This window comes from Streptomyces sp. NPDC005402 (assembly GCF_040606575.1).
GTDB lineage: Bacteria > Actinomycetota > Actinomycetes > Streptomycetales > Streptomycetaceae > Streptomyces.
The window spans coordinates 1-24,159 of sequence record NZ_JBEXFB010000053.1; the positions used below are offsets into that span (position 1 = coordinate 1).

At 66.5% G+C, this 24,159-nt stretch carries 17 protein-coding genes and 1 pseudogene; 12 read left to right on the plus strand and 6 right to left on the minus strand.

What is annotated here, in order from left to right; genetic code table 11:
- The first annotated feature begins 552 nt into the window (after window positions 1-552).
- On the plus strand, window positions 553-831 hold the full coding sequence (locus ABZT02_RS44775) for a hypothetical protein (RefSeq protein ID WP_356028966.1): 279 nt from the start codon (window positions 553-555) through the stop codon (window positions 829-831).
- Window positions 832-1,029: 198 nt separating this feature from the next.
- Window positions 1,030-4,167 carry a BTAD domain-containing putative transcriptional regulator gene (locus ABZT02_RS44780; protein WP_356028968.1) on the plus strand — a complete coding sequence of 1,046 codons (3,138 nt, stop codon included), beginning with the start codon at window positions 1,030-1,032 and terminating at the stop codon, window positions 4,165-4,167.
- Window positions 4,168-4,357: 190 nt separating this feature from the next.
- Here the strand turns inward: ABZT02_RS44780 and ABZT02_RS44785 are convergent, their stop codons facing one another.
- Window positions 4,358-5,386, minus strand: a complete 1,029-nt coding sequence (locus ABZT02_RS44785; protein ID WP_356028970.1) for a LuxR C-terminal-related transcriptional regulator — start codon at window positions 5,384-5,386, stop codon at window positions 4,358-4,360.
- A 410-nt stretch (window positions 5,387-5,796) separates the two neighbouring features.
- Here ABZT02_RS44785 and ABZT02_RS44790 point away from each other — a divergent pair, with 410 nt between their 5' ends.
- The 3 genes from ABZT02_RS44790 to ABZT02_RS44800 are packed head-to-tail and all read left to right on the plus strand — an operon-like array spanning window position 5,797 to window position 10,317.
- On the plus strand, window positions 5,797-6,822 hold the full coding sequence (locus tag ABZT02_RS44790; RefSeq protein ID WP_356028972.1) for a phenylacetaldoxime dehydratase family protein: 1,026 nt from the start codon (window positions 5,797-5,799) through the stop codon (window positions 6,820-6,822).
- A 34-nt stretch (window positions 6,823-6,856) separates the two neighbouring features.
- Window positions 6,857-7,693 (plus strand): alpha/beta fold hydrolase, encoded by an 837-nt coding sequence (locus ABZT02_RS44795; RefSeq protein WP_356028974.1) that lies wholly within the window; start codon window positions 6,857-6,859, stop codon window positions 7,691-7,693.
- The gene (locus ABZT02_RS44800; RefSeq protein ID WP_356028976.1) at window positions 7,690-10,317 is read left to right on the plus strand and encodes a SpoIIE family protein phosphatase; all 2,628 of its coding nucleotides are present in this window, start codon (window positions 7,690-7,692) and stop codon (window positions 10,315-10,317) included. The genes ABZT02_RS44795 and ABZT02_RS44800 overlap by 4 nt, the downstream gene beginning before the upstream one ends.
- Before the next feature lie 200 nt (window positions 10,318-10,517).
- Here the strand turns inward: ABZT02_RS44800 and ABZT02_RS44805 are convergent, their stop codons facing one another.
- Together ABZT02_RS44805 and ABZT02_RS44810 are read right to left on the minus strand one after the other, a co-directional pair.
- Window positions 10,518-10,775 (minus strand): LuxR C-terminal-related transcriptional regulator, encoded by a 258-nt coding sequence (locus ABZT02_RS44805; RefSeq protein WP_356028998.1) that lies wholly within the window; start codon window positions 10,773-10,775, stop codon window positions 10,518-10,520.
- 291 nt (window positions 10,776-11,066) lie between these two features.
- Window positions 11,067-12,137, minus strand: coding sequence for a LuxR C-terminal-related transcriptional regulator (locus ABZT02_RS44810; RefSeq protein WP_356028978.1), 1,071 nt, complete (start codon window positions 12,135-12,137; stop codon window positions 11,067-11,069).
- 394 nt (window positions 12,138-12,531) lie between these two features.
- Between ABZT02_RS44810 and ABZT02_RS44815 the strand changes: the two are divergent.
- Window positions 12,532-12,675, plus strand: a pseudogene (locus ABZT02_RS44815) (BTAD domain-containing putative transcriptional regulator); the annotation flags it as partial.
- Window positions 12,676-12,858: 183 nt separating this feature from the next.
- Here the strand turns inward: ABZT02_RS44815 and ABZT02_RS44820 are convergent.
- Window positions 12,859-13,104, minus strand: a complete 246-nt coding sequence (locus tag ABZT02_RS44820) for a hypothetical protein (protein WP_356028980.1) — start codon at window positions 13,102-13,104, stop codon at window positions 12,859-12,861.
- Window positions 13,105-13,143: 39 nt separating this feature from the next.
- Window positions 13,144-13,746, minus strand: a complete 603-nt coding sequence (locus ABZT02_RS44825) for a helix-turn-helix domain-containing protein (protein WP_356028982.1) — start codon at window positions 13,744-13,746, stop codon at window positions 13,144-13,146.
- Between the two features lie 327 nt (window positions 13,747-14,073).
- Here ABZT02_RS44825 and ABZT02_RS44830 point away from each other — a divergent pair, with 327 nt between their 5' ends.
- From ABZT02_RS44830 to ABZT02_RS44855, 6 genes are all read left to right on the plus strand, one after another.
- The gene (locus ABZT02_RS44830; protein ID WP_356028984.1) at window positions 14,074-15,630 is read left to right on the plus strand and encodes an ABC transporter substrate-binding protein; all 1,557 of its coding nucleotides are present in this window, start codon (window positions 14,074-14,076) and stop codon (window positions 15,628-15,630) included.
- Window positions 15,631-15,638: 8 nt separating this feature from the next.
- Entirely contained in the window at window positions 15,639-16,580 is a 942-nt protein-coding gene (locus ABZT02_RS44835) for an ABC transporter permease (RefSeq protein WP_356028986.1), read from the plus strand.
- A complete protein-coding gene (locus ABZT02_RS44840; protein WP_356028988.1) occupies window positions 16,577-18,391 on the plus strand; it encodes a dipeptide/oligopeptide/nickel ABC transporter permease/ATP-binding protein in 1,815 nt (604 codons plus the stop codon). The genes ABZT02_RS44835 and ABZT02_RS44840 overlap by 4 nt, the downstream gene beginning before the upstream one ends.
- Complete coding sequence (locus ABZT02_RS44845) at window positions 18,388-19,278, plus strand: ATP-binding cassette domain-containing protein (protein WP_356028990.1); 891 nt, start codon at window positions 18,388-18,390, stop codon at window positions 19,276-19,278. Before ABZT02_RS44840 ends, ABZT02_RS44845 begins: the two co-directional genes overlap by 4 nt.
- A 91-nt stretch (window positions 19,279-19,369) precedes the next feature.
- Complete coding sequence (gene uidA, locus ABZT02_RS44850) at window positions 19,370-21,163, plus strand: beta-glucuronidase (RefSeq protein ID WP_356028992.1); 1,794 nt, start codon at window positions 19,370-19,372, stop codon at window positions 21,161-21,163.
- Between the two features lie 134 nt (window positions 21,164-21,297).
- Window positions 21,298-22,851 carry a hypothetical protein gene (locus ABZT02_RS44855; RefSeq protein ID WP_356028994.1) on the plus strand — a complete coding sequence of 518 codons (1,554 nt, stop codon included), beginning with the start codon at window positions 21,298-21,300 and terminating at the stop codon, window positions 22,849-22,851.
- 352 nt (window positions 22,852-23,203) lie between these two features.
- Here the strand turns inward: ABZT02_RS44855 and ABZT02_RS44860 are convergent, their stop codons facing one another.
- Complete coding sequence (locus ABZT02_RS44860; RefSeq protein WP_356028996.1) at window positions 23,204-24,058, minus strand: tannase/feruloyl esterase family alpha/beta hydrolase; 855 nt, start codon at window positions 24,056-24,058, stop codon at window positions 23,204-23,206.
- Window positions 24,059-24,159 lie beyond the last annotated feature (101 nt).

Here is a 24,159-nt window from a genome sequence, read left to right on the forward strand (position 1 = left end):
CACCACTGGTCAGACGGCCATCCACCAGGAATCCCGGTGGCCATCAGCCTGGACTCGGCTGGCCGCACATCTGGACTTTGCCACGGCCGCCGTCAAGGTCGCAGGAGCTCAGGCAGAGAAGAACCGATTGTCCCCGTCCGGGTGACACTGCCGACGGTGTGGACCCCTGACAATCGTCGTCAACCCGGCCATGAGGCGCGAGCAGCCGAAGGGCCGCCCACTGCGACGTAGTAGCCCACCACGTCACCGGCATGAGCCTCCTCTCCAGCGCATGTCCGGCCCACGTACCCGCGCTCCTGCTCGACTGCCAGGCCGTCCAAGGACTGGCCTCGGCGGGCCGACGGCAACCCCGATCCTCGCCCACGGCCCTTCTGGACAAATAACGACCGGCTGGACCGATCACCAAGGATCGAGATCTGAGGTGCTTCGCCCGACGGCACGGCCGGCGAAAGCCGTCCGCCACAGGCGCTGACCCTAGGCGCCTGATCAATGCATCAGTGACCACTGAGTCAGCCCAGTAGATGTGATTCCCACCAAGAGGAGCAGTCGACAATGACCACGCCAAGTACACCGTTGCCGGCCACCAACCGGCCGTCCGCAATGCGCGCCTCGTTGATGTGCGGTCTCACCGGCGGACTGATGGGGGCCGTAGTGAGCGCCCTCATCAACTATGCGCTGATCGGTGTGCCGAGTAGCGCCACGGCCAATGCTTTGAATCATGCTCTGAGCGGCCTCATCAGTGGATTCGCTGCCGGTTTCCTCGGACTCCGCGCATATCAACGCAAGGTCTCCGCCGCGGCCGAGACCGAGACCGAGAGAGCCGACCAGTGAGGCGGCTTCACACCTTGAGGCGACCAGGCCTCCCCATAGCGGCGGCGCATCGGAAAGCTGTGGGGTGAACGCCACCGGTTCCGGCATAGCCGTGACAGGAGGTACATGATGCGGCGATGGGCGACCTCTCCAACGTCCTGAGGGTGGCGACGCGGGGCGCTCCGGCTCCCTGTGGGACGTCAGAACCAGGAGGATGCCGTGAAGGCAGGTGAACCGCACAGTGACGCCTTCGACGTGCGAGTCCTCGGAGCACTGGAGCTCCACGCGGGCGACCGGCGGCTGGAGATCGCGGGAGGGCGGACACGAGGTCTCGTCGGGCTGCTTGCCCGCTCCGTGGGGCGGCCTGTGGCAACCACGGAGATCGTGCGACAGGTATGGGGGCTGGCGGAAAAGGAGGCAACCAAACCCGGGGTCCGTAACGCCGTACAGGCCCGGGTGTCGTCGTTGAGGCGCGTGCTCGGCCCGGGCGTGTTGTGTGCGGTGCCCGGCGGCTACCTCCTCGACCTTCCCGGCCAGGCCGTCGACTCGGCGCGGTTCGAGACCGCGTTGTCCGAGGCCAGGAGACTGCGCCAGCGGAGCAGGGTGGATGGCGTGGCCGAGGCGTATCGGCGTGCGCTGGCGCATTGGCGGTCCGAGTCCGCCTATACCGATGTACGGCACGTCCCTGCGCTCGCGGAGGAAAGCGACCGCCTCGCTGAGCTGCGATTGCAGGCACTCAAGGAGTGTCTGACCGCGGAGGTGGACGAAGGGGCGTACGGCACGGCTGCCGCAGAGCTGTTGATGCTGACGAGGCGGCATCCGCAGGTCGAGGAGTTCTGGTCGCTACGGATGCTGACCCTGTCCCGGCTGGAACGGCAGGCCGATGCCCTGGCCGTCTACCAGGAGGCTCGGCGCGTGCTGGACGCCCGATACGGGCTCGCGCCCGGGGCTCGCCTGCAGGAGATGGAGCGACTCATCCTGCGGGACACGGACGCGGCGGGCTCCGGAGCGAAGCCGTCCAGGCCGACGAACATAGGCCGGCCCGCCACGTCCTTCCTCGGCCGCGAGGGGGAAGTCGATGCGACGCTGAAGATTCTCGGCCGTACCAGGATCCTCACGTTGACCGGCCCGGGCGGCGTGGGCAAGACAAGGCTCGCGCTCGAGGTGTCGCGGGCGTTGATCGACCGCCGGGCACCGGCGGTGGCTCATGGTGTCGTCGTGGTCGATCTTGTGCCGTACGCGCCTGGTTATGATCTGGCCTTGGCCGTTCTCGGCTCGCTGAGTGCCGCGACGCTACCGGGCGGGACAGCCAGCCGAGGACTCAGTCCGATTCGGACGCTGTGCGAGGCGCTCAAGGGTCGTCGGGTGTTGGTGGTCCTGGACAACTGTGAACACGTCGCGGACGAGGCCGCCGCACTCTCTGCCGCGCTGAACGCGGGCACAGAGGGGACCACGATCCTTGCCACCAGCAGGCAGCCGCTCAGTGTTCCCGGTGAGGCCGTTCATCCGGTCGCGCCGCTGGCCGTGCCCTCGGACCTCGACGACGTCGTGGCTCTGGCCACACTGCCTGCCGTCCGGCTCTTCCTCGACCGTGCGCAGGCGGTACAGCCGGGTCTGACCGTCGACGCCGCCGGCGTACGGACCATCAGCCGTGTTTGTCATCAACTCGACGGCATCCCCTTGGCGATAGAACTGGCGGCGGTACGTGCCGGAGCGTTGGGTCCGGCCGGCGTGGAGCGTCTGCTGGACGATCGGTTCCGGCAGTTGGACCGAGGCCCGGGAAGGGGCCCGGACCGGCACCGCACTCTGGAATCGGTGGTCGGCTGGAGCTACCAGCTGCTCGACCGCCGCGAGCAACAGGCTCTGGACCGCCTGTCGGTGTTCCGCGGATCGTTTCTGCCCCAGCAGGTGCGAAAACTGTGGACTCATCTGGGCGAGGACGACACCGACGTCCGGGCCCTGCTCGGACGGCTGGCGGCCAAGTCGATGGTGCAGGCCGAGGCGGCGGAAGGCTTTCCGGAGCGGTTCAGACTGCTGGAGACCGTCCGTCTCTATGCCGCCCGGAAGCTGGAGGCCACAGGTGGGACCGAACGCGTCATACATGCCCAGGTGGACGTCTATGTTTCTCTGGCGACCTCTTGCAGTCGTCGACTCGTGGGAGCCGGTCAGGCGCTGGCCGTGCGCACGTTCATGCTGGAAGAGGGCAACATCCGTGCGGCCTTCCAGCGTGCGCTGGACCGCGGCCTCGGTGACGTCGCCCACCAGTTGGTCGGTGCACTCGGATACACGACGTGGATGCGCGGCGGCCGTACGGCGGACTGGGAGCTGATCACCAGATCGCTTGCATTGCCTGCACAGGACGTGGGGATCCGAGTGCGGGCCCTCGCGTGGGCTGCACACCTGGGTTCGGCTTTCGGTCACCTTGGGGAGGCCGTGCGCTTTGGGGAACAGGCCGAACACGCGGCCCGGGGGCATGAAAGCGTCCGGATCGCGGACCTGTCGCTCGCCTACGTGGGCCGGGCGCACGCGCTGCACCGACTCGGCCGCTGGGAAGAGGGGGACGCGGTCCTGGAGGAGGGGCGGCGGCTGGCGATGTCCTCGGGCAATGTGTGGACCATGGCCGCACCCTCGGTGGCGCGTGGGCTGGGAATGCTGGCGCGCGGACGTGTCGCCGACGCTGAGGCGGCCTTTTTGAGTGCAGCCGAACACTACAGTCGGTGCGCGGACAAGTGGGCCCAACAGCGAGCGCTGCTGCGGCGGGCGATGGCTCGCGAGGCCCGGGGCGATCTCCGCGGCGCCGCCGTGCTGCTCGCCGAAGCGGTGCGGCTGGTGGAGGAACTCGATCTGCCGGAGGTCGCCGTACCGGCAAGGGCCGCGTTGGCCCGGGTGACGCTGCTGGCCGGGCACATCGATGCCGGTCGGCACATGGTCGATGAGTTGACCCGGTCGAATGCCATGCTGTGGCTGGACGCCCCGGCCGCGCAGGTGGCCCAGTGCAAGGCCCTCCTCGCCGATGCGGACGGCAGATCGGCCGAAGCGATCCGTCTCCACCTGGATGCCGGAGTCGGCCTGGCAGATGTGGGCCTGTATGCCGAGGCCTTGGAATCATGGGCGCGGGTCGTGCTCCTCGCCGCACGGGACAGCCCCCAGTTCGCCGCCGCGCTGGGGGCCGCGGAGCAGGTGGCGGCAAGGATCCAGAGCCCGCGCGTGTTGGCCATAGTGCGGTACATGCGAGGCCTGCGAGCGGGATCGGACTCGGCTGCGGCCGATGAACTCGCCGCCTCCGAGGGACTGTTCACCCAGAACGGCCTTGGCCTGCCCGCCCTGCTGCGACGCGGCGGCACCGCAGCAGGCTGATCCTAGAGGTCGGATCTGTGCGATCCAGAGCCCGCGCAGACGGGCGAACAGACCTCGCCGCCTCGTGTTCGTATGGGTCATGAAGCGGCTTGGGATGACGGCCGTGTTTCGGAGCATCGTTGCTGCGGCCGGCCTTGGGCCTGCTGTCGCTGCCCGACAGGCGCCGCCGGACGTATCGGCGATTGACGGTTCAGGCGCCGCCGTGCATGGCACGAGTGAGCTCCACGCGTGACCGCAGTGACAGCTTGCGGTAGGTGCTCTTCAAGTACTTCTTGACTGTGTGGTGACTGAGGAAAAGCTGCTCGGCGATCTGCCCGTCTCTCAAGCCCGAGGCCACGAGGTCCGCGATCTCGTACTCCCGCGGGCTCAGGGCCTCCTGAATCAATGCCCGTGCATGGGTAGGTGCCTCAGCCGGGGTGTGCATGATTGTGATGAGGATGTCGTCGTCAGGAAGCTGCGTCGACCGTAGCTTCAGACCGGTCTCTGGATCTTCGCAGGGACGCATCGTCCCCTCGGGTGCCTTTGCCGCTCCGTCGCGTGACCAGGCCAGGAGGTCGTCGAACGTCCGGCCGCCGGAGAGACCGCCGATGATGCGCTGCGCCGCAGCGTTCGCGGTGCGTTCGGCGGTGCGGATGTCGGTCAACACCACCGGCTCGTCGATCAGGTCGAGAGCCGCGGAGGCGCGTGCGAGTCGCCTGCCGAGCTCTTCGGCAATCCTGGCACTTTCCATCGCCAGGCCGGAGAGACGGCCAAGTGCCTCCACGACGGCCAGCTCTCCCACGGCGAAAGCGCCCTGGTCCGACGTACGGGCTACGTTCAAGGTGCCCCGTACCTCCCCCGCCACGATCAGGGGCGCCTGCAACGTATGAGCGATGCTGTGCAAGGCGAGAACCTGTCGGTACAGAGGGAGAAGCATCCACTCGGCCGGCTCGTAGATCTCAGCTTCCGTCACCGCTGAACGACTGGTCAGCACCGCCTCCAGCACCAGGTCCGAGTCACGACCCTGATGTTCATACTTGGCCAGGAAATAGTCGCTCACTCCATAGGCCTGGACGCTCGATGCTGCGTTCCCCACGCTGCCCAAGAGGTACACCCCTGCGGCCTTTCCGGGAACGACGCGGCCGAGCTCATCAAGGACCTTCGCCTGGAGGTCCTGCTCCGCGCAGGCCCCCGCCTCGGCAGTGAATCGAAGCAGCCTGCTGCTCACCGAAGAGTTCACGTCTGAAGCCCTTCGCTGGTAAAACGACCGATGCTCGCCTGGCTGGCCACCATCAAGTGCTCGTTTCGGTGCTCCGTCGTCATTCGCCTGTGTCCCGAGACCCTCATGTTCAGTCGGTCCCCCGGAAGGCCGGCACGTGACGGTCTCACCGCTCGCGCCAATCCGAGGATCAACCCAATGCCGGAAAGCGGTCAAGTGTGCTGACCCCGTAGCAGCCACCGTGGACCGCCGTGTCCGGAAGATTACCCATTCGGGGATGCTCGGGCGCGGACGCGGCAGGGCGCACCAGGCTCGGTGGATCCCAACGAGTACCCAACCCCGCAACGGTACTCGCTTGAGGTCTGCCCCATCCGGTGGCGGGCAGCCACGCTGGCTCATGAGCACCAGAGGAACCACGAGAGGAACCAGCGGTGACGAAGATCCGAGCCAGTGACTTCCAGAACCCCTACTCGGCCTACAGTTCGGAGTTCTCGTCACTGGACGCCGCCGTCATGGCGCAGATCGGCATCCAGTACCACCCAGGGACCGACGTCCAGGACATGCGCGACCAGGTATTGCACGCCCTGGAAGCAGACGCCTCCGTGTATCAGATCGAGGCCGGACGACACCTGGACGCGGCCGGCCATGTCAACGACGTGTTCCTGGCGTACTGGGTCTCGGGGGACGCCTACCGCCGATGGCATGCCGAGCACCCGCTGGAATCCTGGGTGCCGAAACCGGGCGAACGAAGCGTCGGGCTCTGGGTCGAGTCGCTGCAGGTACCGGCCCGCCGACTGGAGACGTCGTATTCCACGCAGGATGCACGGTGGGGCATGGCGAAGAACCGGTCGAAGGAGCTCAACCCGTACCACTCCTACTTCGGGTCGATGCGCGACCGCATCCACGACGCAGAGGACAGTGGGCTGCCCGGAACAGTAACGGAGCTGTCACCGGCCGCCGTGATGTCCGACAGCCGTCTCGTCTCGTTCGAGGTACCGGAGAACATGTGCTTCATCCGGTCACCTCAAGGGTGGCGGCACTGCCCCGATGCGGAGCGCGACTGGTTCGAGGAGAAGATGCTTCCGGTGTATCAGGCGGGGGTCGACTACTTGTCGGAAAACCCCCTCGACACCGGGTGTCTCAGCATCCGCAAGATCGACGTCCACCACCCTGCTGATGCGCAGGTCCAGACTGCCACGCTGGCCTGGTGGCAGTCGCTCGCGCACCTCGAGGCCTGGGCGCACAAGCATCCCACCCATCTCGCCATCTTGCAGAGCTTCGGCGAGTTGGCCCGGCACTTCGCGCCCGACGTCACCGTGGTTCTCGGTCACGAGGTCTACGTCGTGCCGGCGGGCGGTGCCCGGGCGGAATACCTCAACTGTCACGACCGCACGGGTCTCCTGCCGTTCTTGGGACACCTGAGCGGCGTTGTTTCCGATCTCGTTTCTGACCACTGAGCGTCCCGGATCGCCCGGGGCAAAGGAGAACGCGATGCCAAACCACATCGTCGACTACGAAGTCGGCGGCATCCATGTTGCCAGGCGGAGACCTGCTCCCGGTTCGACCGCCAGGCCGACCCCCGTGCTGTTGGTGCACGGCGGACTCCACGGGGCGTGGTGCTGGGACGATTTCACCGAGTACCTGTCAGCCAGAGGCTGGAACTGCCACGCTCTGAGCTGGAGAGGTCACGGAAAGTCACAGTCATTGCCGCCGGAAGAGGCTCTCCGGCGTTCCATCGAAGACGTCGCCCCCGATATCGAAGCGGTGGCCTCCGGGCTCCAGGAGCCACCGATCATCATCGCTCACAGCATGGGTGCACTCGCGAGCCTGAAGTACGCCGAACGCAATCGGCACGCGGGCATGGTGCTCCTGACACCCGGCCTCCCAGGGGAGGCGACGCCCGACAAACTCGAGGTACCAACCGATCCCACTCAGATGTGGGGTCCGCCGCCGTTCGAGCTGACGCAAGAACTGTTCTTCTCCGGAACCGACGAGGAGCTTGCCCGGCGGTACTACGAGCTCCTCGTCCCGGAGTCCCCACGGGCAGTGGCCCAAGTCACCACGGAGTGGAGCGTCACTGTCGATCCGGTGAGGATCTCGGGGCCGCTCCTCGTCCTCGCGGCTGAGCACGATGCCTTGTCCGATCCGGCCGCTGTTCATCGGCTGGCCCGGTTGCTGGGCGCGGACTACCGCTACGCGGCTGGCTTCGGTCATGGCGTCACCCTCGACCGCAACTGGGCGGACATCGCGGAGATGACGCACCGATGGCTCTGCAACATCACTGGTGAGGGCAAGGGCGAGCCACAAAGGGAGGCGCTGGTCCAATGATCGACTGGGACAGCCACGGTTCCCACCCCATCGGGATCCCGGATGTCCAGTACAGTGGAAAATGGCCTGAAATGCCTACGGTCAGGCCTCATGCATCCATGGCCAGGGTCGGACGGATGGATACTCCGGTGAGCGTGTCCTCAACCCGCCGCATCGCGGACTCTCGTGCCGTCGGACCTGTGGTCACTTTCGTTCTGGATGACGAGGGCATCGTAACCGCATGGAGCCCCGAGGCGGAGGAGACCCTCGGATACAAGACGACCGAGGTCGTGGGACGGCCGGCGGCTGTGCTGTGGCCCGGAATGCCTCCGGACGTCCCCGGTGGAGTGCTTGAACGCGCCGAGGCCGACGACAGCCGTGGTCGAGCTGCGGTCCTCAGGCACCGGGAGGGCCACCGTCTGAAGTTCGAACTTCACCTCGTCCCACTCACCTCAACAGAGCCAGGCGGTGACCGGACCTTGGTCCTTGCCAGTAGCGAACAGCCGCTGCAGCGCCAGGAGGACCAGTCCATCCTTGATGGACTGTTCACCCAGTCACCGATCGGCCTCGCGGTGTTCGACACCGAACTTCGATACATCCGGATGAACGACTCTCTGGTCAAGCTGCAAGGAATCGTCCGGGAAGACGTCCTGGGGCGACGAATCAGCGAAGTGCTTCCAGAACTCGACACGGAAGCGATCGAGCACCGCCTCCGAAAGGTGCTGGACACTGGACTACCCGTGATCAACTCCCTGCACCATGGACGAACCCCTTCCGACCCGGAAAGGGAGCATGTCTGGAACGTCTCCTCCTTCGCGTTGACCGGTGGGGATGGCCAGATCATCGGGGTCACGGACGCGGTGATCGACGTCACCGACCGCTACTGGGCCCGTGAGCGCCTGGCTTTCCTCGCCGAGTCCGGAGCCCGGGTAGGGACGTCGCTCGATGTGGTCACAACCACTGAGGAACTGGTCGACTTGCTTGTCCCGAGGTTCGCAGACTTCGCAGCGATCGACCTGATGGCAGGTGTGACAGAGGGCGAGGAGCCTCGGCCTCCAGATGCCGGTGACGTCGTGCTGCGCCATGTGGCGCGCAAAACCGTGGGCACGTCTGCTGAGGGACCCGGCCAGATGGGAGATCTGCTGACCATCCCCGCTCACTCCCTTCAGTCCGAGAGCTTCCTAAATGGTCAACCGGCACTGTTGTCCATGCGTGACCTGAACGCCGAGGGGCTCCGCGACATCTTCGGCCCTCGGACTCGATCCCTCCTCGAAGAGGGAGAGAACTGCGGCATGCTGGTGCCGCTGCGGGCACGCGACGTCACGCTGGGCCTCGCCTACCTGCACCGCAGTGCCCGTGCTGGGCCCTTCGAACGGGATGATCTCGTCCTCGCCCAAGAACTTGCCGCCCGCGCCGCAGTCTGCATCGACAATGCCCGGCGTTACATCCGAGAACACACAGCCGCTGTGACGCTGCACAGGAGCATGCTCCCCCACAACGTGCCGGACCAGACAGCTCTCGACGTTGTGCACTGCTTCATCCCCGCCAAGGCGTACGCCGGCGTGAGCGGCGATTGGTTTGACATCATTCCGCTGCCGGCAGCACGCGTCGCCCTCGTAGTCGGAGACGTACCAGGCAAAGGGATCCCGGCGGCGGCATGTATGGGCCAGATCAGCTCTGCGGTACGCACTCTGGCGCAACTGGACCTTACTCCTGACGAGTTGCTGGGACGGCTCGACGACATGGTGCCGCGCTTGGTGGAGCGCGAGCATGGCAAGGGAGCCGCACCCATCGCAGAGGGGCTGATGGGTGCGACTTGCCTCTTTGCGATCTACGACCCCATATCTCGCCGCTGCGTGATGGCAAGTGCTGGACACCCTGCGCCCATGATCGCTGATCCGACGGGGCAGGTCCGCTTCCCTCAACTGCCGCCGAGCAAGCCCCTGGGGCTGGGGGACCCTGTGTTCGAGCTTGCGGAGGTTGAACTCGCCGAGGGCAGCACCCTTCTCTTCCACACCAAGAGCCTGGCTCACGCCTGGCCTACGGACGCCGTCATGCGCGGCCGACTCCATTCGACTGTCGGGCTGAGCGACCAGGCTCTCGAAGACAAATGCCAGGCGATAGCCGACGCTGTGGTTCCACGTCTGCCGGCCGACGAGGATCTGGCATTCTTGCTCGTGAAGACGCGAGCACTCGGTTGCGAGCGCCACGTCACGTGGGACCTGCCGCGAGACCCCGCCGTCGTTGCCAGCGCTCGCTCTCTTGTCCTGCGGCAACTGCAGCAGTGGAATCTGGAGGACTCCGCCTTCACCACTGAACTGATCATCAGTGAATTGGTCACCAATGCCATCCGCTACACCAATGGCCCCATCACACTGCGGTTGATCCTCGATCGGACCCTCATCTGCGAGGTCAGCGACGCCAGCAGCACATCCCCGCACATCCGCCGAGCGGCGACCACCGACGAGGGCGGGCGCGGGCTCTACCTCATCGCGCAGTTTTCCCATCGCTGGGGCACCCGCTACTCCGCCACCGGCAAGACCATTTGGGCCGAACAACTCCTCAGCCCGCCCGAGGATGCTCCGACCGGAGTGGATCAGATGTTGTCTGTTTTCGCGGACCTTGAGCCCCCATCCGGCGCATGAAACGGATCAGCAGCCTGCTGAAAGCCTCTTGACCACCTCCGAAGAGAGAAGAGGGTGACCGCCGCCGTGAAGGAGGCAGCCACCCTCGCGGCTGATCTCGACCGTGATCGACCGGGCCGAGCACCCATGCGCACCCCGCTCGGCTTCGCCGCGCTGGTCAGTGCAGGAACCCCGGCTACGCGCTCGGGGGCGGCCGACGCTCAGACGGTGATCTGGTTCTGGAGCACATCCCGGACCGGAGTGGCCAGGCTTTCCGACTCAGTCTTGGACGTGGTCCGAGCCCGGTGGACATCGATCGTCTTGACGCTGGTGCCCAGCCGCTGAACGATGACCTGGCTCGAAAGTCCGCTGATCACCAGTCGCAGCACCTCTCGCTCGCGGGGCGTCAGGGTCTCCAGCCGGGAACGGACCTCATGACGACGACGGTGCAGGGCAAAGAGCCGCGATGCTTCGAGCAGTTGCTCCTGAACGACTTCACAACGGGGTGACGATCAGGGTGATTACAAGGTCCGTTGGAACGCAGTTGCACACCGAGAAAGACTTCGCTGACGAGTGAGGCAAGGGAACCGGACGTCAGGGGCCCCTATCTGCCGTTTGACCGGTGACACCCGAACGGAGACCGTGTGGCGGCAACTGATTTCCAAGTGTCTTTGCCATCGCCGCAGGGGCTGCGCAGCACGTGTGGCCCCGCGGCCGCTTCTCGTACGCGGCGTACGGCGAGAGTGCGGCCGCGGGGCCACAGAAGGGGGTCAACCCATCGCACCCGCGTTACCGCCATGCGCCCAAACGCGCTGGATGAGTTCCGCCCTATTGCGCGCGTCAACTTTGGCGAACATGCGCTTGAGATGCTGCTTCACCGTGTTCTCGGTGATGAAGGCCTGTTCCGCGATCTGTCTGGTGCTGAGACCCTGAGCGACCAATTCGGCGATCTCCTGCTCTCGCCGGGACAGCACGTTCCAGGCCGGCAGGGTTCGCATCCTTTCACTATCGGCCTTGAACACCAAGGTGACCGCGACGTCCTGTGTCTGCGACACGTGAAGGGACCTCGTGATCAGATGCTCGCCGGATCCGGGGTCGTGGGCACTCCCGGTGTAAACGCGCCGGCCGTTCGTGCGGAATTCTTCCATCGCCTCGGCGATGGGTACGTCGAGAGGACCGCCCAACCCGTCGGCGCCGCCCGCCTCCAGTTTGCGTGCGGCCCGGTTTCGGAACAACGTCCGGCAGTCCAGGTCGGTGACGACGACAGGCTGCGCAAGCGAGTCCAGCGCCTGCTCGAGGAAGCCGACACGGCGGCCGGTGGCCTCGAAGCGCAAAGCCCGTTCCATGGCCAGGCCAAGCTGCTCACCCATGAACCCGGCTGCCACAAGGTCCCTCCGACTGAACCTGGGACGGCTCTGCGCCCGCGCGAAGTTCAGAGTGCCGAAGACAACCCCGCCCACTATCACCGGCGCCTCCAGCGAGTGGACGAATCCAGCCATACCCAGCGCCGCGTGCGCACCGCTCGACTCCCATACATCGGGACGGGTGACACGAGACGAATCGATGGCCCTCAGTTCGCGTAGCGCGATTTCGAGGACTGGGTCATCCCGTCTGCCGTAATCCTCGTAATCGTCAAGAAAGCGTTGTTGCGCCGAAACTCCCATGATGCCGACCTCGCCGGCATCTGCGTGGAGTCGGTACGCGGCGTGGGCATCTGAAGGGATCATCGGTGCTCCGGCCCGCATGAACGCGTCGGTGACCTCGTCCACACTGAGGGCCGACTGCAACGCACGGACATACTGCTGACGGGTATCGATGGCCGCGGATGTCTGTGACTGCATTTCTCGATCACCTTTTACTGTGCGCCAAGTTCGCGTTGGAGACCGCTTCAGCTAGCCCGAGAGAATGGCCTATTCTTTCCTCGCCCGGCCAAGGTGTCAACGAATGAGTGCGCCTCAGGGAGAGACGTCAGGGGCACGTCAGCGCGATCTTGCGGATTTTACTCACCCATGGTTCCGGCTTGGGCACGACATGACTTTTTCCTCGCTTCGAGAAGGTGGCGCTCGAGCTGAAGACCTCGCGGTGCCTGGCGCTGACCGCGATGGGGGCGCGCCAGGAACCCGAACGAGTACATTCGCCGCGTCCGCTGTCCGGGAGCTGTGGTTGCGGTGAACAGCCTCTCCCGTGCTCTGAGGACGTCCCCTCGCTCATGGACGAAGGGCGTACGACACAGCTGCCGCGGAGCTGTTGAGGCTGACGAGGCGGCATCCGCAGGTCGAGGAGTTCTGGTCGCTACGGATGCCGACCCTGTCCCGGCTGGAACGGCACGCCGACGCCCTGGCCGTCCACCAGGAAGCTCGGCGCGTGCGGCGAGCGGTTATCGGTGCCCAAGTCGCTGCGCGCAGCGGCATGACTCATCGCACGGACGGCACTCTCGTCCACCGTCTCTGTCGGACGAGAGTGCAGTTCGCCGCCCTCGAAGTGCGTACGGTCCTCGATATGTCGGACACGGACGCTCTCTTGCGTACCAGGCGGGCGGACCACCGGGTAGGCGCGGGCCGGTCAGAGTCGACTGTCCGCGGTCACCATGCCGTTGTCCAGGCTCGTGATCAGCCCGTCGGCGTTGAGGGTGACGTACTCGACGCCGCTCAGGGCCACCAGACGGTCGTCGACCCGGCGGGAGGCGTGCAAGCACGTCTGGACCACCACCGTCCTCGACGACATGCCCTGGGCGAAGCCGCCGTGCGTGAGGAGCTGGCAGCCCTGCGCAAGGAGAATGCCCAGATCCGTAGGGAGCCCGAGAGACACGCCGGGCCTCCTCGAGACCTTCACCGAGGTCAAGGACGCCTACCCGTCATCCGCCTCGAAGAGCAGACGGAGCAGGTCGTTGAGAGGCTCGATGATGTCCAGGTCCTGATTCAGCAGCCATTTCCCCTGGAGGCCGCTGAGCATCGACTCGATCATGAGCGCCGCGCTGGTGGGGCTGATGCCCTGGCGCAGTCTGCCGCGCTCCGCGTACTCCCGCAGCCCCTCCGTGAGGTGGGCGAGCCCGTGTGCCTGGCGGTCGACGAAGTAGGAGTGCGCGAGGTGGTCCGGGCGTGAGGCGGCGGCGGCGAGCTCGATCCACAGGCACATCAGCTCGGGGTGTTCCTGGTGCTTGCGGAGCCGGGCGCTGAAGTAGGGTGCGAGATCCTCCAGGCTTGCGACCCGAGCCGTACCCTCCGCCCACTCCTCGGAGTCTCGCTGTGCGAGGACCGCACCGAGAAGTTCCTCCTTGCCCCTGAAGTGGTGGAGCAGTCCGGCGGCTGTGATGCCGGCACGTTCGGCGATGTCGCGCAGGGACGCCTCGGCGTACCCGCGCTCGGCGAAGCTCTCTCGCGCCGCCCGCAGGATCTCCTCCCGCCGGGCCGCCGTCTTGGCGTACGGCCCGCGTGCCTTCGCCTGACTCACGGTGTGTTCACCCTTCCTCGCGAGTTGTCCGCGATGGCCGTGCGGACCCTTGTACGCAGTCAACTCAGAGCGGATTCGTGTGGCAAACCTGACGAGCGGCTGGGGCCCGCCTCACCTTACTCATCGAGTCGAGGCAAGCAGTTAACAATCTGATAACGAACGATGACCACAGTCTTTCGGTGCTTGCCTTATGACTCTAGCGTCCGATCGAAAGTCGAACGACTGTTAGGAATTGCCCCCTCCAGGGATCACCGCTGTGCGCTCAACCCCGCTGAGGGCAACGGCGAAGGCCTCAGAACCTCCGGTCGGCGGACGAAGGAAGCCACCATGCGTATTCGACCCCCGCACACCCCACTCCGGTCTCTGACTCTGGCCGCCCTGGCCACCACAACCGTGCTGCTCACGACGACGGCGTGCGACGGCCGGGCGGCATCGTCGTCGTCGGCGACCTCGGTCCTCTCCCTGGCGATCATGGGCACCCCGAACTCGTTCGCTCCGGCCCAACTCACCGAGGGACAGCAGGCCTACGTCTGGAGCTCCCTCTACGACACGTTGCTTCTCGTCGACAACGACGGAAAACTCCAGCCCGGCGCGGCACAGAGCTGGACGTACTCCGACGGCGGCCGGACCCTGACCCTGAAGCTGCGCAAGGGCATGAAGTTCAGCTCGGGTTCCCCGGTGACGGCGGCCGCCGTGAAGGCGACCTTGGACCTGGTCAGGACGTCCGGCCAGAACCAGACGCAACTCGGCGCCGTACAGTCCATCGGCGCTCCCGACGACCGGACGGTGGTACTGAGGCTCCGTCACGCGGACGCGTCACTGCTGCACGCGCTGACCGGGGCCGGCGGGGTGGTCGCCGATCCCAGGACCATGACGACCAGGAGTTCCGCGCTCAATCCGGTCTCCTCGGGCCCCTACACCCTGGACAAGGACGCGACGGTGAACGGGTCGGTCTACGTGCTCAAGCGGCGCGACGACTACTGGAACAGGAAGGCCTATCCGTTCCCCACCGTCAAGATCAAGGTGATCTCCGACCGGGCCGCCTCGGTCAACGCGTTGAAGGCTGGTGAGATCAACGCCGGGTCCGTCGAGGTGCAGCAGCTGAGCTCGCTGAAGTCGGCCGGCTTCACGACCAAGCACATCGAGGCCGGCTCGGTGGCCACGCTCCTGCTGTTCGACCGCAAGGGTGAGGTGCTCAAGCCGCTCGGAGACGTAAGGGTGCGCAAGGCCATCAACATGGCTTTCGACCGGGAGAAGATGGTACGGCTCTTCCTCAAGGGCTCCGGCAAGCAGACGGAGCAGCTGTACCACCCCCTGGGCGAGGGCTACGACCCCGCGCTCGACACCACGTACCCCTACGACCCCGCCGGCGCGAAGAAGCTGCTGACCGAGGCCGGTTACCCGGACGGATTCTCGGTGAACATGCCGAGTCTGTACTTCACCAAGCCGTTCGAGCCGACGTTCTCGCAGTCGCTCGCGGACATCGGCGTCAAGGTCACCTGGGACCCCGTGCCGGCCCAGCAGACCATCTCGGCTCTGGCCACCAGGAAATATCCCATGGCACTGGTCGTCGACGGTCTGGACCCCATCCCGGTCCAGACCCGCGACTACTTCTCCCCGAACGGGTACCGCAACGTGTTCGCCTCCACCGATCCCCGGCTGACCCAGCTGCTGCTCAGGGCGAACAGCGCACCCGATGCCGCGAAGGCGGTGGACGTGTACAAAGAGATCGATGCGTTCACGGTGAACAACGCGTGGACGGCGCCCGTCTTCTACATCGGCGTCAACTGGGTGACCAAGAAGGGCATCGTCTTCCAGGGGGACGGCTCCTCTACCCAGAACAGTCTCCGGCAGTTCGGTCTCGCCGACCAGGCCGGTGGGTGAGTCCCGGCATGATCCTCTATGTGGTGCGCCGCCTGATCGCGGGACTGGTACTGGCAGTCCTGGTGACGATGATCACGTTTCTGCTGCTGAGCACGTCGTTCGACGACATCGCAGGCAGCACCCTCGGCAGCTCCGCGACGCCGGCCCACATCGAGGAGCAGAAGGCGCAGCTGGGACTGGATCGCCCGGTGCTCGTGCAGTACCTGGACTGGCTTTCCCACGCCGTGCGGGGTGACTTCGGACTCTCCTACTTCACCAGCGAGCCCGTACGGTCGGCCATCACCGCGCGCCTCGGTGTCACCCTGTCCGTGGTGCTTGCGGCGCTTCTCCTTACCGCCGTCGTCGGTGTGACGCTCGGTGTGCTGGCGGCCACCCGCGGCGGAGTCGTCGACCGGATCGCACAGGGCGCCTCGCTGTTCGGCCACCTCGTGCCGAACCTCTTGATCGCCATCGGGCTCGTATGGCTCCTGGCCCTGCGCCTGCACTGGTTCCCGGCCACCGGATACACGCCGCTGGGGGAGGATCCCACCCGCTGGGCGGCCTCGATCGCCATCCCCGTACTGGCCCTGACGGCAGCCGGGGCCGCCAGTGTCACATCCCAGGTCCGCGGGGCCATGATCGACGAACTGCGCAAGGACTACGTCCGTACCCTCAGGACACGCGGCATTCGCCCCCGCTCGATCCTGCTGCGCCACGCCCTGCGCAACGCCGCGGGTCCGGCACTGACGGTGCTGTCCCTCGAGTTCGTGCAGATGTTCGGAGGGGCGCTGGTCATCGAGCAGGTCTTCGCGCTGCCGGGCTTCGGCTCGTACGCCTTCAACGCCTCTCTCCAGGGCGACATCCCGATCATCATGGGCATCACGCTCTTCGCGGTTCTGCTCGTGGTCTGCGTCAACCTGCTCGTCGACCTCGCGAACGGATGGCTCAACCCGAAGGCGAGGATTCGATGAGCACCGCACCTGGCAACGCCACCCCCGCCCACGGCCAGGGAGACCGGCACGACCCGGCGGAGGCCGCAGCGAGCGGCAGGTCACCCCTGCGCCGGCTGCTGCGGGACTCGCAGGCGGTCCTCAGCGCCGGCATCCTGCTGGTCATCGTCGCGCTGGGCCTGCTCACCCCGCTGATCACCGATCACGGACCCAACCAGGCCTCGCTCGAGGCGATCAACGCCGATGCCGGCAGCCACGGCTATCTCCTCGGCGGCGACAAGAGCGGCCGCGACATCTTCGCCAGGCTCCTCAGCTCCGTCAACACCAGTGTCGTCGCGGCACTCATCGGCACCGGCATCGCTCTCGCCATCGGCGTCGCTTTCGGGCTGATCGGCGGCTACTACGACCGGCGCCTGCGGGCTGTCACCGAGTGGGTGTTCAGCCTCGTCATGACCTTCCCGGGGCTGCTGTTGCTCATCGTGTTGCTCCCGGTGACGAACGGCGACTACCGCGTCACGATGATGATCTTCGGGGTGCTGCTGTCGCCCGGTGTCTACCGCCTGGTCCGCAACCTGGTCCTCAGCGTCAGGAACGAGCTGTACGTGGACGCCGCCCGGGTGTCGGGTCTGCCGGATCGGCGCATCCTCTCGCGGCACATCCTTTACACGGTCCGAGGCCCGGTCGTCATCGCCACCGCGTTTCTCGCCGGAGCGTCCATCGGCGTGCAGTCGGGCCTCGCATTCCTCGGCGTCGGATCCAGCACGGTCCCCAGCTTCGGCGCGATGATCGCCGACGGGTTCACCAACTTCTACGAGGAACCCCTCCAGTTCCTCTGGCCGAGTCTGACGCTCGGTGTCATCACCGCCTCTTTGGTCCTGCTCGGCAACTCGCTGCGGGACGTACTGGAGGGCGGACTGCCAGGGCCGTCCAGGATCACCGCGCCCGCACCTCGGCCGACGACCGGACTCACGACCGGGGCAGGGCCTTCAGGGCTGCTGACCGTCGAGGACCTCGCCGTCGCCTACCCGACTTCCTCGGGCGAGTTGAAGGAGGTGGTCAGTGGGGTCACCCTGAGCCTGGAGGCGGGAGAGACGCTCGGGCTCGTCGGCGAATCGGGGTCGGGCAAGACGCAGACCGCGTTCGCGATCCTCGGTGTACTGCCCGCGGAAGCGGTCGTCACCCGCGGCTCGGTCCGCCTCGACGGGCGCGAACTCCTGGGCCTGAGCGAGCGCGAACTGTGCGGTGTGCGCGGAAGGGCCGTGGCGTACGTGCCCCAGGAGCCCATGTCGAACCTCGACCCCTCCTCGACCGTGGGCTCACAACTGGTCGAGGGGATCCGCACGGCGACACCGATGTCGCGGCGTGAGGCCGGCGAACACGCAATTGCCTTGCTCAGCCGCGTCGGAATCTCGGATTCCCGGCGGGTGTTCGCGTCGTACCCGCATCAGATATCCGGCGGCATGGCGCAGCGCGTCCTCATCGCGGCCGCCGTCGCGAGCCGGCCGTTGCTGCTCATCGCCGACGAACCGACCACCGCCCTGGACGTGACCGTGCAGGCGGAGATCCTCGACCTGCTGCGCGACCTGCGTAAGGAACTGAACATGGCGCTGCTGCTCGTGACCCATGACTTCGGGGTGGTCGCCGACAGCTGCGACCGCGTCGCCGTCATGCAGCAGGGCGAGATCGTCGAGACCGGGGACGTGCTCGACCTGTTCAGCGCGCCCGGGCACCCGTACACCCGCACGCTGCTCGGCTCGCTCCTCGACGAGCACTCGGCGCGCACCGACCAGCCCGGCGTCGCCGACGAATCCCGGCAGAAGGAGGCGCGATGACGGCGCCACTGCTCGACCTGAGCGGCCTGCGGGTCACCTATCCCGGACGCGGTTTCAGGGCCCGCCCCCACGAGGTGCTGCACGGGGTGTCCCTACTGGCCCGCGAGGGCGAGACCCTCGGGATCGTCGGCGAGTCCGGCTCCGGGAAGACGACCCTCGGGCGGGCCGTCCTCGGACTGGTGACACCCAGCGGCGGACACGTCCGGTTCCGGGGCCGGGACATCACCCACGCCTCCCGCAAGGAACGCCGCGCGCTCGCCCGGGACATTCAGGTCGTCTTCCAGGACCCGTACAGCTCACTCAACCCGGCCCTCGCCGTCGGCGACATCCTCAGCGAGCCGCTGACGACGCAAGGTGCTACGGCGCGCGAAGCGCGGGCCCGCATCGCGGAGTTGCTGGATCAGGTGGGTCTGCCCAAGGACGCGGCCCGGCGGCTGCCGCGCGAGTTCAGCGGCGGACAGCGGCAGAGGGTGGCGATCGCCCGTGCCCTGGCCTCCGAGCCGAGCCTGATCGTCTGCGACGAACCCGTTTCCGCCCTTGACCTGACGACCCGGGCCCGTGTGCTGGACCTCTTCGTCGACATCCAGCGACGTACCTCGGTCGCCTACCTGTTCATCTCGCACGACTTGGCCGTCATCCGGCACGTCAGCCATCGCGTGAGCGTCATGCGAGGCGGTGAGATCGTCGAGACCGGAGACGCCGGGCAGGTGACCTCACTGCCCCGACACCCCTACACCCGGATGCTGTTGCTCGCCGCGCCCGTCCCCGACCCTGTCGCACAGCGCGAGCGCCGCCAGGAGCGTCACAGGCTTCTGGCGCGCGAACGGGCGGAACCTGGCGCGGTTCAGCGCGTCGAGCAAGGCACCGGTCCGGGGCAGTTCGGTTGATGAGCGGGGACCTCGCTGATTGCTCACCCAGCCTGCGGACATCTCCGCGAGACGGCCCGGCGCGGACCAGAAACAGGAATTCGGAGGACCTATGCTGAAGCCCCTTTCCACCGCCACCCGTGAACTAGTGAACCTCGACGGCCTGTGGGACTTCGCCGTCGGCACCGCCGCGGGCGAACACCCCTGGACCGGGCCGCTCGACACCCGTCTGGAAGCCGCCGTGCCCGCCAGCTACAACGACCTGTTCACCGACAGCGCGATCCGTGACCACGTCGGCTGGGTCTGGTACCAGCGCCTGGTGCGTGTGCCCCGTGGCTGGTCGGACGAACAAGTGATGCTGCGTCTGGACGCCGCCACGCACGAGGGCAGGGTGTACGTCGACGACACCCTGGTCGCCGAACACGTTGGCGGATACACGCCGTTCGAGGCCGACATTACCGAACACGTCGCCGCGGGGCAGGAGTTCCGCCTGACGATCGGCGTCAACAACGAACTCACCAACCTGACGATCCCGCCGGGCACGATCACCGTCACCCAGGACGGCCGTCGGCAGCAGAAGTACCATCACGACTTCTACAACTACGCCGGCCTCGCCCGCTCGGTGTGGCTGCACAGCGTGCCGCGGGTCCACATCGAGGACATCACCGTCGTCACCGGCCTCGACTCGACGACCGCGACGGTGGAGTACGAGATCGGGACCAACGCACCCGCCGCCGTGCGCGTCCGCGTCCTGGACGCCGCGGGCACCGAGGTGGCTGCGGGCCAGGGCGCGAGCGGCACCCTGAGCATCGAGGACGTGACGCCGTGGCGGCCGGGGGCCGCGTACCTGTACGACCTGGTCGCCGAGATCGTGGACGGCGAAGCGGTCCGCGACACTTATCACCAGGCGTTCGGCGTGCGCACCGTCGAGGTCCGGGGGGCCAGGTTCCTCATCAACGGCGAGCCCTTCTACTTCACGGGCTTCGGCAAGCACGAGGACACCCCTGTGCGCGGCAAGGGGCATGACGACGCCTACCTGGTGCACGACTTCCAGCTCATGGAGTGGCTGGGCGCCAATTCCTTCCGTACGACGCACTATCCGTACGCCGAGGACGTGCTGGACTTCGCGGACCGGCACGGGATCGTCGTCATCGACGAAACCGCCGCCGTCGGCCTCAACCTCGCCGTTCAAGGAGGGCTCACCGGCCGCCCGCACCCGCCCACCTACTCGGACGACACCCTCAACAACGACACGCGTGCGGCGCACGCCCAAGCCATCCGGGAGTTGATCGGCCGCGACAAGAACCACCCCAGTGTGGTCATGTGGTGCGTCGCCAACGAGCCGTCCACCCACGAGGACGGCGCGCGCGAATACTTCGAACCGCTCGTCGAACTCACCCGCAAGCTCGATCCGACCCGTCCCGTCTGCAGCACGGCCTCCCTGCTCACCACGCACGAGAACGACCGTATCGCCGACCTGTTCGACGTCGTGTGCCTCAACCGGTACTACGGCTGGTACATCGCCAACGGTGACCTTGTCACCGCGGAAGCGCTCATGGACTCCGAGCTGCGGGTCTGGGTCGAGAAGCTCGGCAAGCCGATCCTGATGACCGAGTACGGCGCCGACACGCTGCCCGGGCTGCACTCGGTCTGGGACCAGCCGTGGACAGAGGAGTATCAGGTGGCCTATTTGGCGGCCAGCCACCGTGCCTTCGACCGTTGCGACGCCGTCGTGGGCGAACACGTGTGGAACTTCGCGGACTTCCAGACGTCCCCCGGCATCCATCGCGTCGACGGCAACCGCAAGGGCGTCTTCACCCGTGACCGCCGTCCCAAGGCCGCCGCTCACGCACTGCGGGCGCGATGGATCTCCCTCTCCGGCCACAAGCCGTCGAACGACGCCTGACAGGCCTACCGGACACTGCCGCCATCGGCCCCGGTGTCCATCTTCTCGCAGGAGCCCGGAGATCCCACCATCGACCAGTCCGTCCTCCCCGGGCAGAGCGAGTTCACCCTTCACAGAAGCGAGGTTTTCGACAGATGCCCTTACGTACGCGACGCCCCCTGAAACGAGTGCTGCTGGCCGGAGGTACAGCAGCGGTCCTCCTCATCTCCACGCAACCCGATGCGGTTCTGGCGGCAGAGACGCCTGAGTCGCCCGCCGGGGTTCGGGTCGACTTCGGCTCGACGGAGGGCAAACTGCCGCGACCGGAGAAGCACAACAACTTCGGGAGCCTCAACTCATGGCCTCAGCAGCGTGCCGACGATGTGGCGTTCCTCAACAAGAAGGGGCTGCACGGCAAGATCTACCGCGTGTGGGTCAGCAGTCCGAAGGCGCCGCCCGAGAGCAACGTCTTCAACCTGTGCCACCTGGAGACGCAGTCCTGCGACCTGTCCATACTGGACGACTACCTCACCGACGCGAGCACCGTGTCCGATGAGCTGCTGGTGAATGTGAACCCCACGGCCTTCGTCGAGGGCAAGAAGCCCTGGAAAGACCTGGCACCGACGCTCGAGCTGATCATCCGCAACCTCAAAGAGCAGTATCCGCGCGTCAAGTACATCGAAGCGTTCAACGAACCGGACTGGCAGTTCCACGGAGAGCAGCGCCACAACGGACACCCCGCGAACGAGACGACGTTGCAGCCCGACGGTCTGTATCGCTACTACGCGCCGTTCTACGAGGCCGTCAACAAGGTCAACAAGGGGCTGCGGCCTGCAGACCGGATCAAGGTCGGCGGGCCAAGTCTCTCCCTGATGGACCCCAAGTGGGTGAAGCCCTTCCTCGACGCGTACGCAGCAGACCGGAACCCGCGCAAGCGTCTGGATTTCCTTTCCTATCACTCCTACCTCGAGTGGGACGACGCCTATCAGGCGGCGAAGCTGTACAAGGACGACCTCCGAGTGGTGGCGTCACAGCGGAAGGTCCTCCGAAAATGGCTGACGGAGCGCCGACTCGACCGGCACCTCCCGGCCTTCATCACCGAAACAGGCATCTACCCCGGACCGAGCTACGACGACACCGACCCGAAGAAGGACTACATCCGGCAGGCAGCCGCCATGGCCACGTACGGCTACCTGTACGCGAACCAGCCCGACACTCACTTGTTCAACTGGAACGTCCGACACAAGGCCGAGGAACGCAAGGACCAGTTCGTGACCCGCACCCCGAACGGGCCGCTGAAGGACACCTTCACCCCCTACGGGAACATGATGCTGATGCAGTCCAAGATGAAGGACACCAGGGTGTCCGCCGTCGCGGAAGATGCTCTCGAAGGAGACAACGGTCTCTACACGATGGCATCGAAGGACCGCACGGGCGCGTCGCTCATGGTCTGGAACTGGCAGCACGTAGGCGACCGCAGCTATCGGGCCACTGTCAACATGTCCCGGATACCGTCGGAGCTCCGACACAACCAGGTCCGCGAGCGCGTGTACCGGATCGACCAGACGACAAGCAACTACTTCGGTGACCCGGCCAAGGCCGACCTCCAACTGGTCGAGGAGAAGATCGTCAGGCTGGGCAGGACCTACACCGCGACGGTCGACCTCGCGCCCAATGCGATCTACCTGATTCTCCTCGAACGCGCCTGAAGAACAAGGATCGTCCTGAGGCGGCACCAGGGCCTCGCTCGGGCTGGTGGATCACCGCATCCACACCGCACGGAAGTGAGGCCCTGTTGATCTTCGGCCGACTCGGATGCCAGCCGGTGTTGCCGGGCCCGCTGTCGCCTTGCCCGGGTTCGAGCCCCACGCGCGGAATTGCGCAGGCGTAGTCTCCAGCCCGACGGCGCGTGGCAGGGACCAGAGCGGGGCGAGCGCTTGCCGATCCGCGAGCGCGTGTTCGATTCGCGTCACCCGCTCCACGATGAAACCCCCAGGTCAAAGACGTGGGGGTTTCATCGTCACCTTCCAGAGGCCCGCCCCGGCCGAGACGCTCAGCGCGTCACTGGCGGCCGGTGCAGCGGAAGTTGGCGGCGTCGGTCGTGCTGCCGTGTCCGTCGTAGCGGGCTACGGCCGGCCACCGGCACAGCGGCCTGCTCATGGACCCGTTCTCGGCGCGCAGTGTGGTGGGGGCCTTGCCTTGTTCGACCCACTTCACCAGGGATGCCAGTGGGTCGGCCGGGGCGGCACCGGACCCGCCCCTGCAGTGGCCCACACCGGGGGCCGTGAAGAGGCGGGCGAACTGCTCGGTCTTCGCCCGGCCGCCCATCGCGGCGGTGACCTGCTCGTAGTACCTGATCGTTCCCTGGGAAGGGATCAGCTGGTCGGCCAGGCCGTGCCAGAGAAGCAGTTTGCCGCCGGCGGCACGGAAGGCGCTCAGGTCGGGGTCGTCCGTGCCGACCACGGGGCCCCACTCCTGACGGGAGCGGTCGAAGTAGTGGGTGAAGTCGGCCATGGTCAGGCGGTGCCAGTCGAAATACGGGTCCTTCGCCAGCCAGTAGGTGAACCAGCCCGACGCGAGGGGAGTCGGGACTCCGTCGCCGTTCGCAGTGACGGCGAGTCTGGCGAACGAGGCGCCGGGCAGGATTCCGTACCACAGGCGGCGACCGTCCGAGCGTCGCGGCCCGTCCCAGATCTTTTTCACCACGGCCGCGTCCTTGGCCGTGATCGTGCCGCAGGGGGTCACGGTGCCGACCAGCGAGGTGGGGTTGAAGCGGCAGGTCCGGGGGTCCGCGATGACGCCGTCGGTCACGCCGTCGCGACTGTCGCACGCTGCTGTGACCGCCTTGTTGACCGCGTCGAACTTGCACGAGGGCACGAAGTCGTCGAGCTCGTGCATCACGACCTGGGGCCACATCGCCGCGGGGAGAAGAACACGGATCGGCCTGCACGCTGATTCCAGTCGTCCGCGGGCAGCAGCATGAGCAGGAAGAACACGACGACGGCGAATACGCCGAG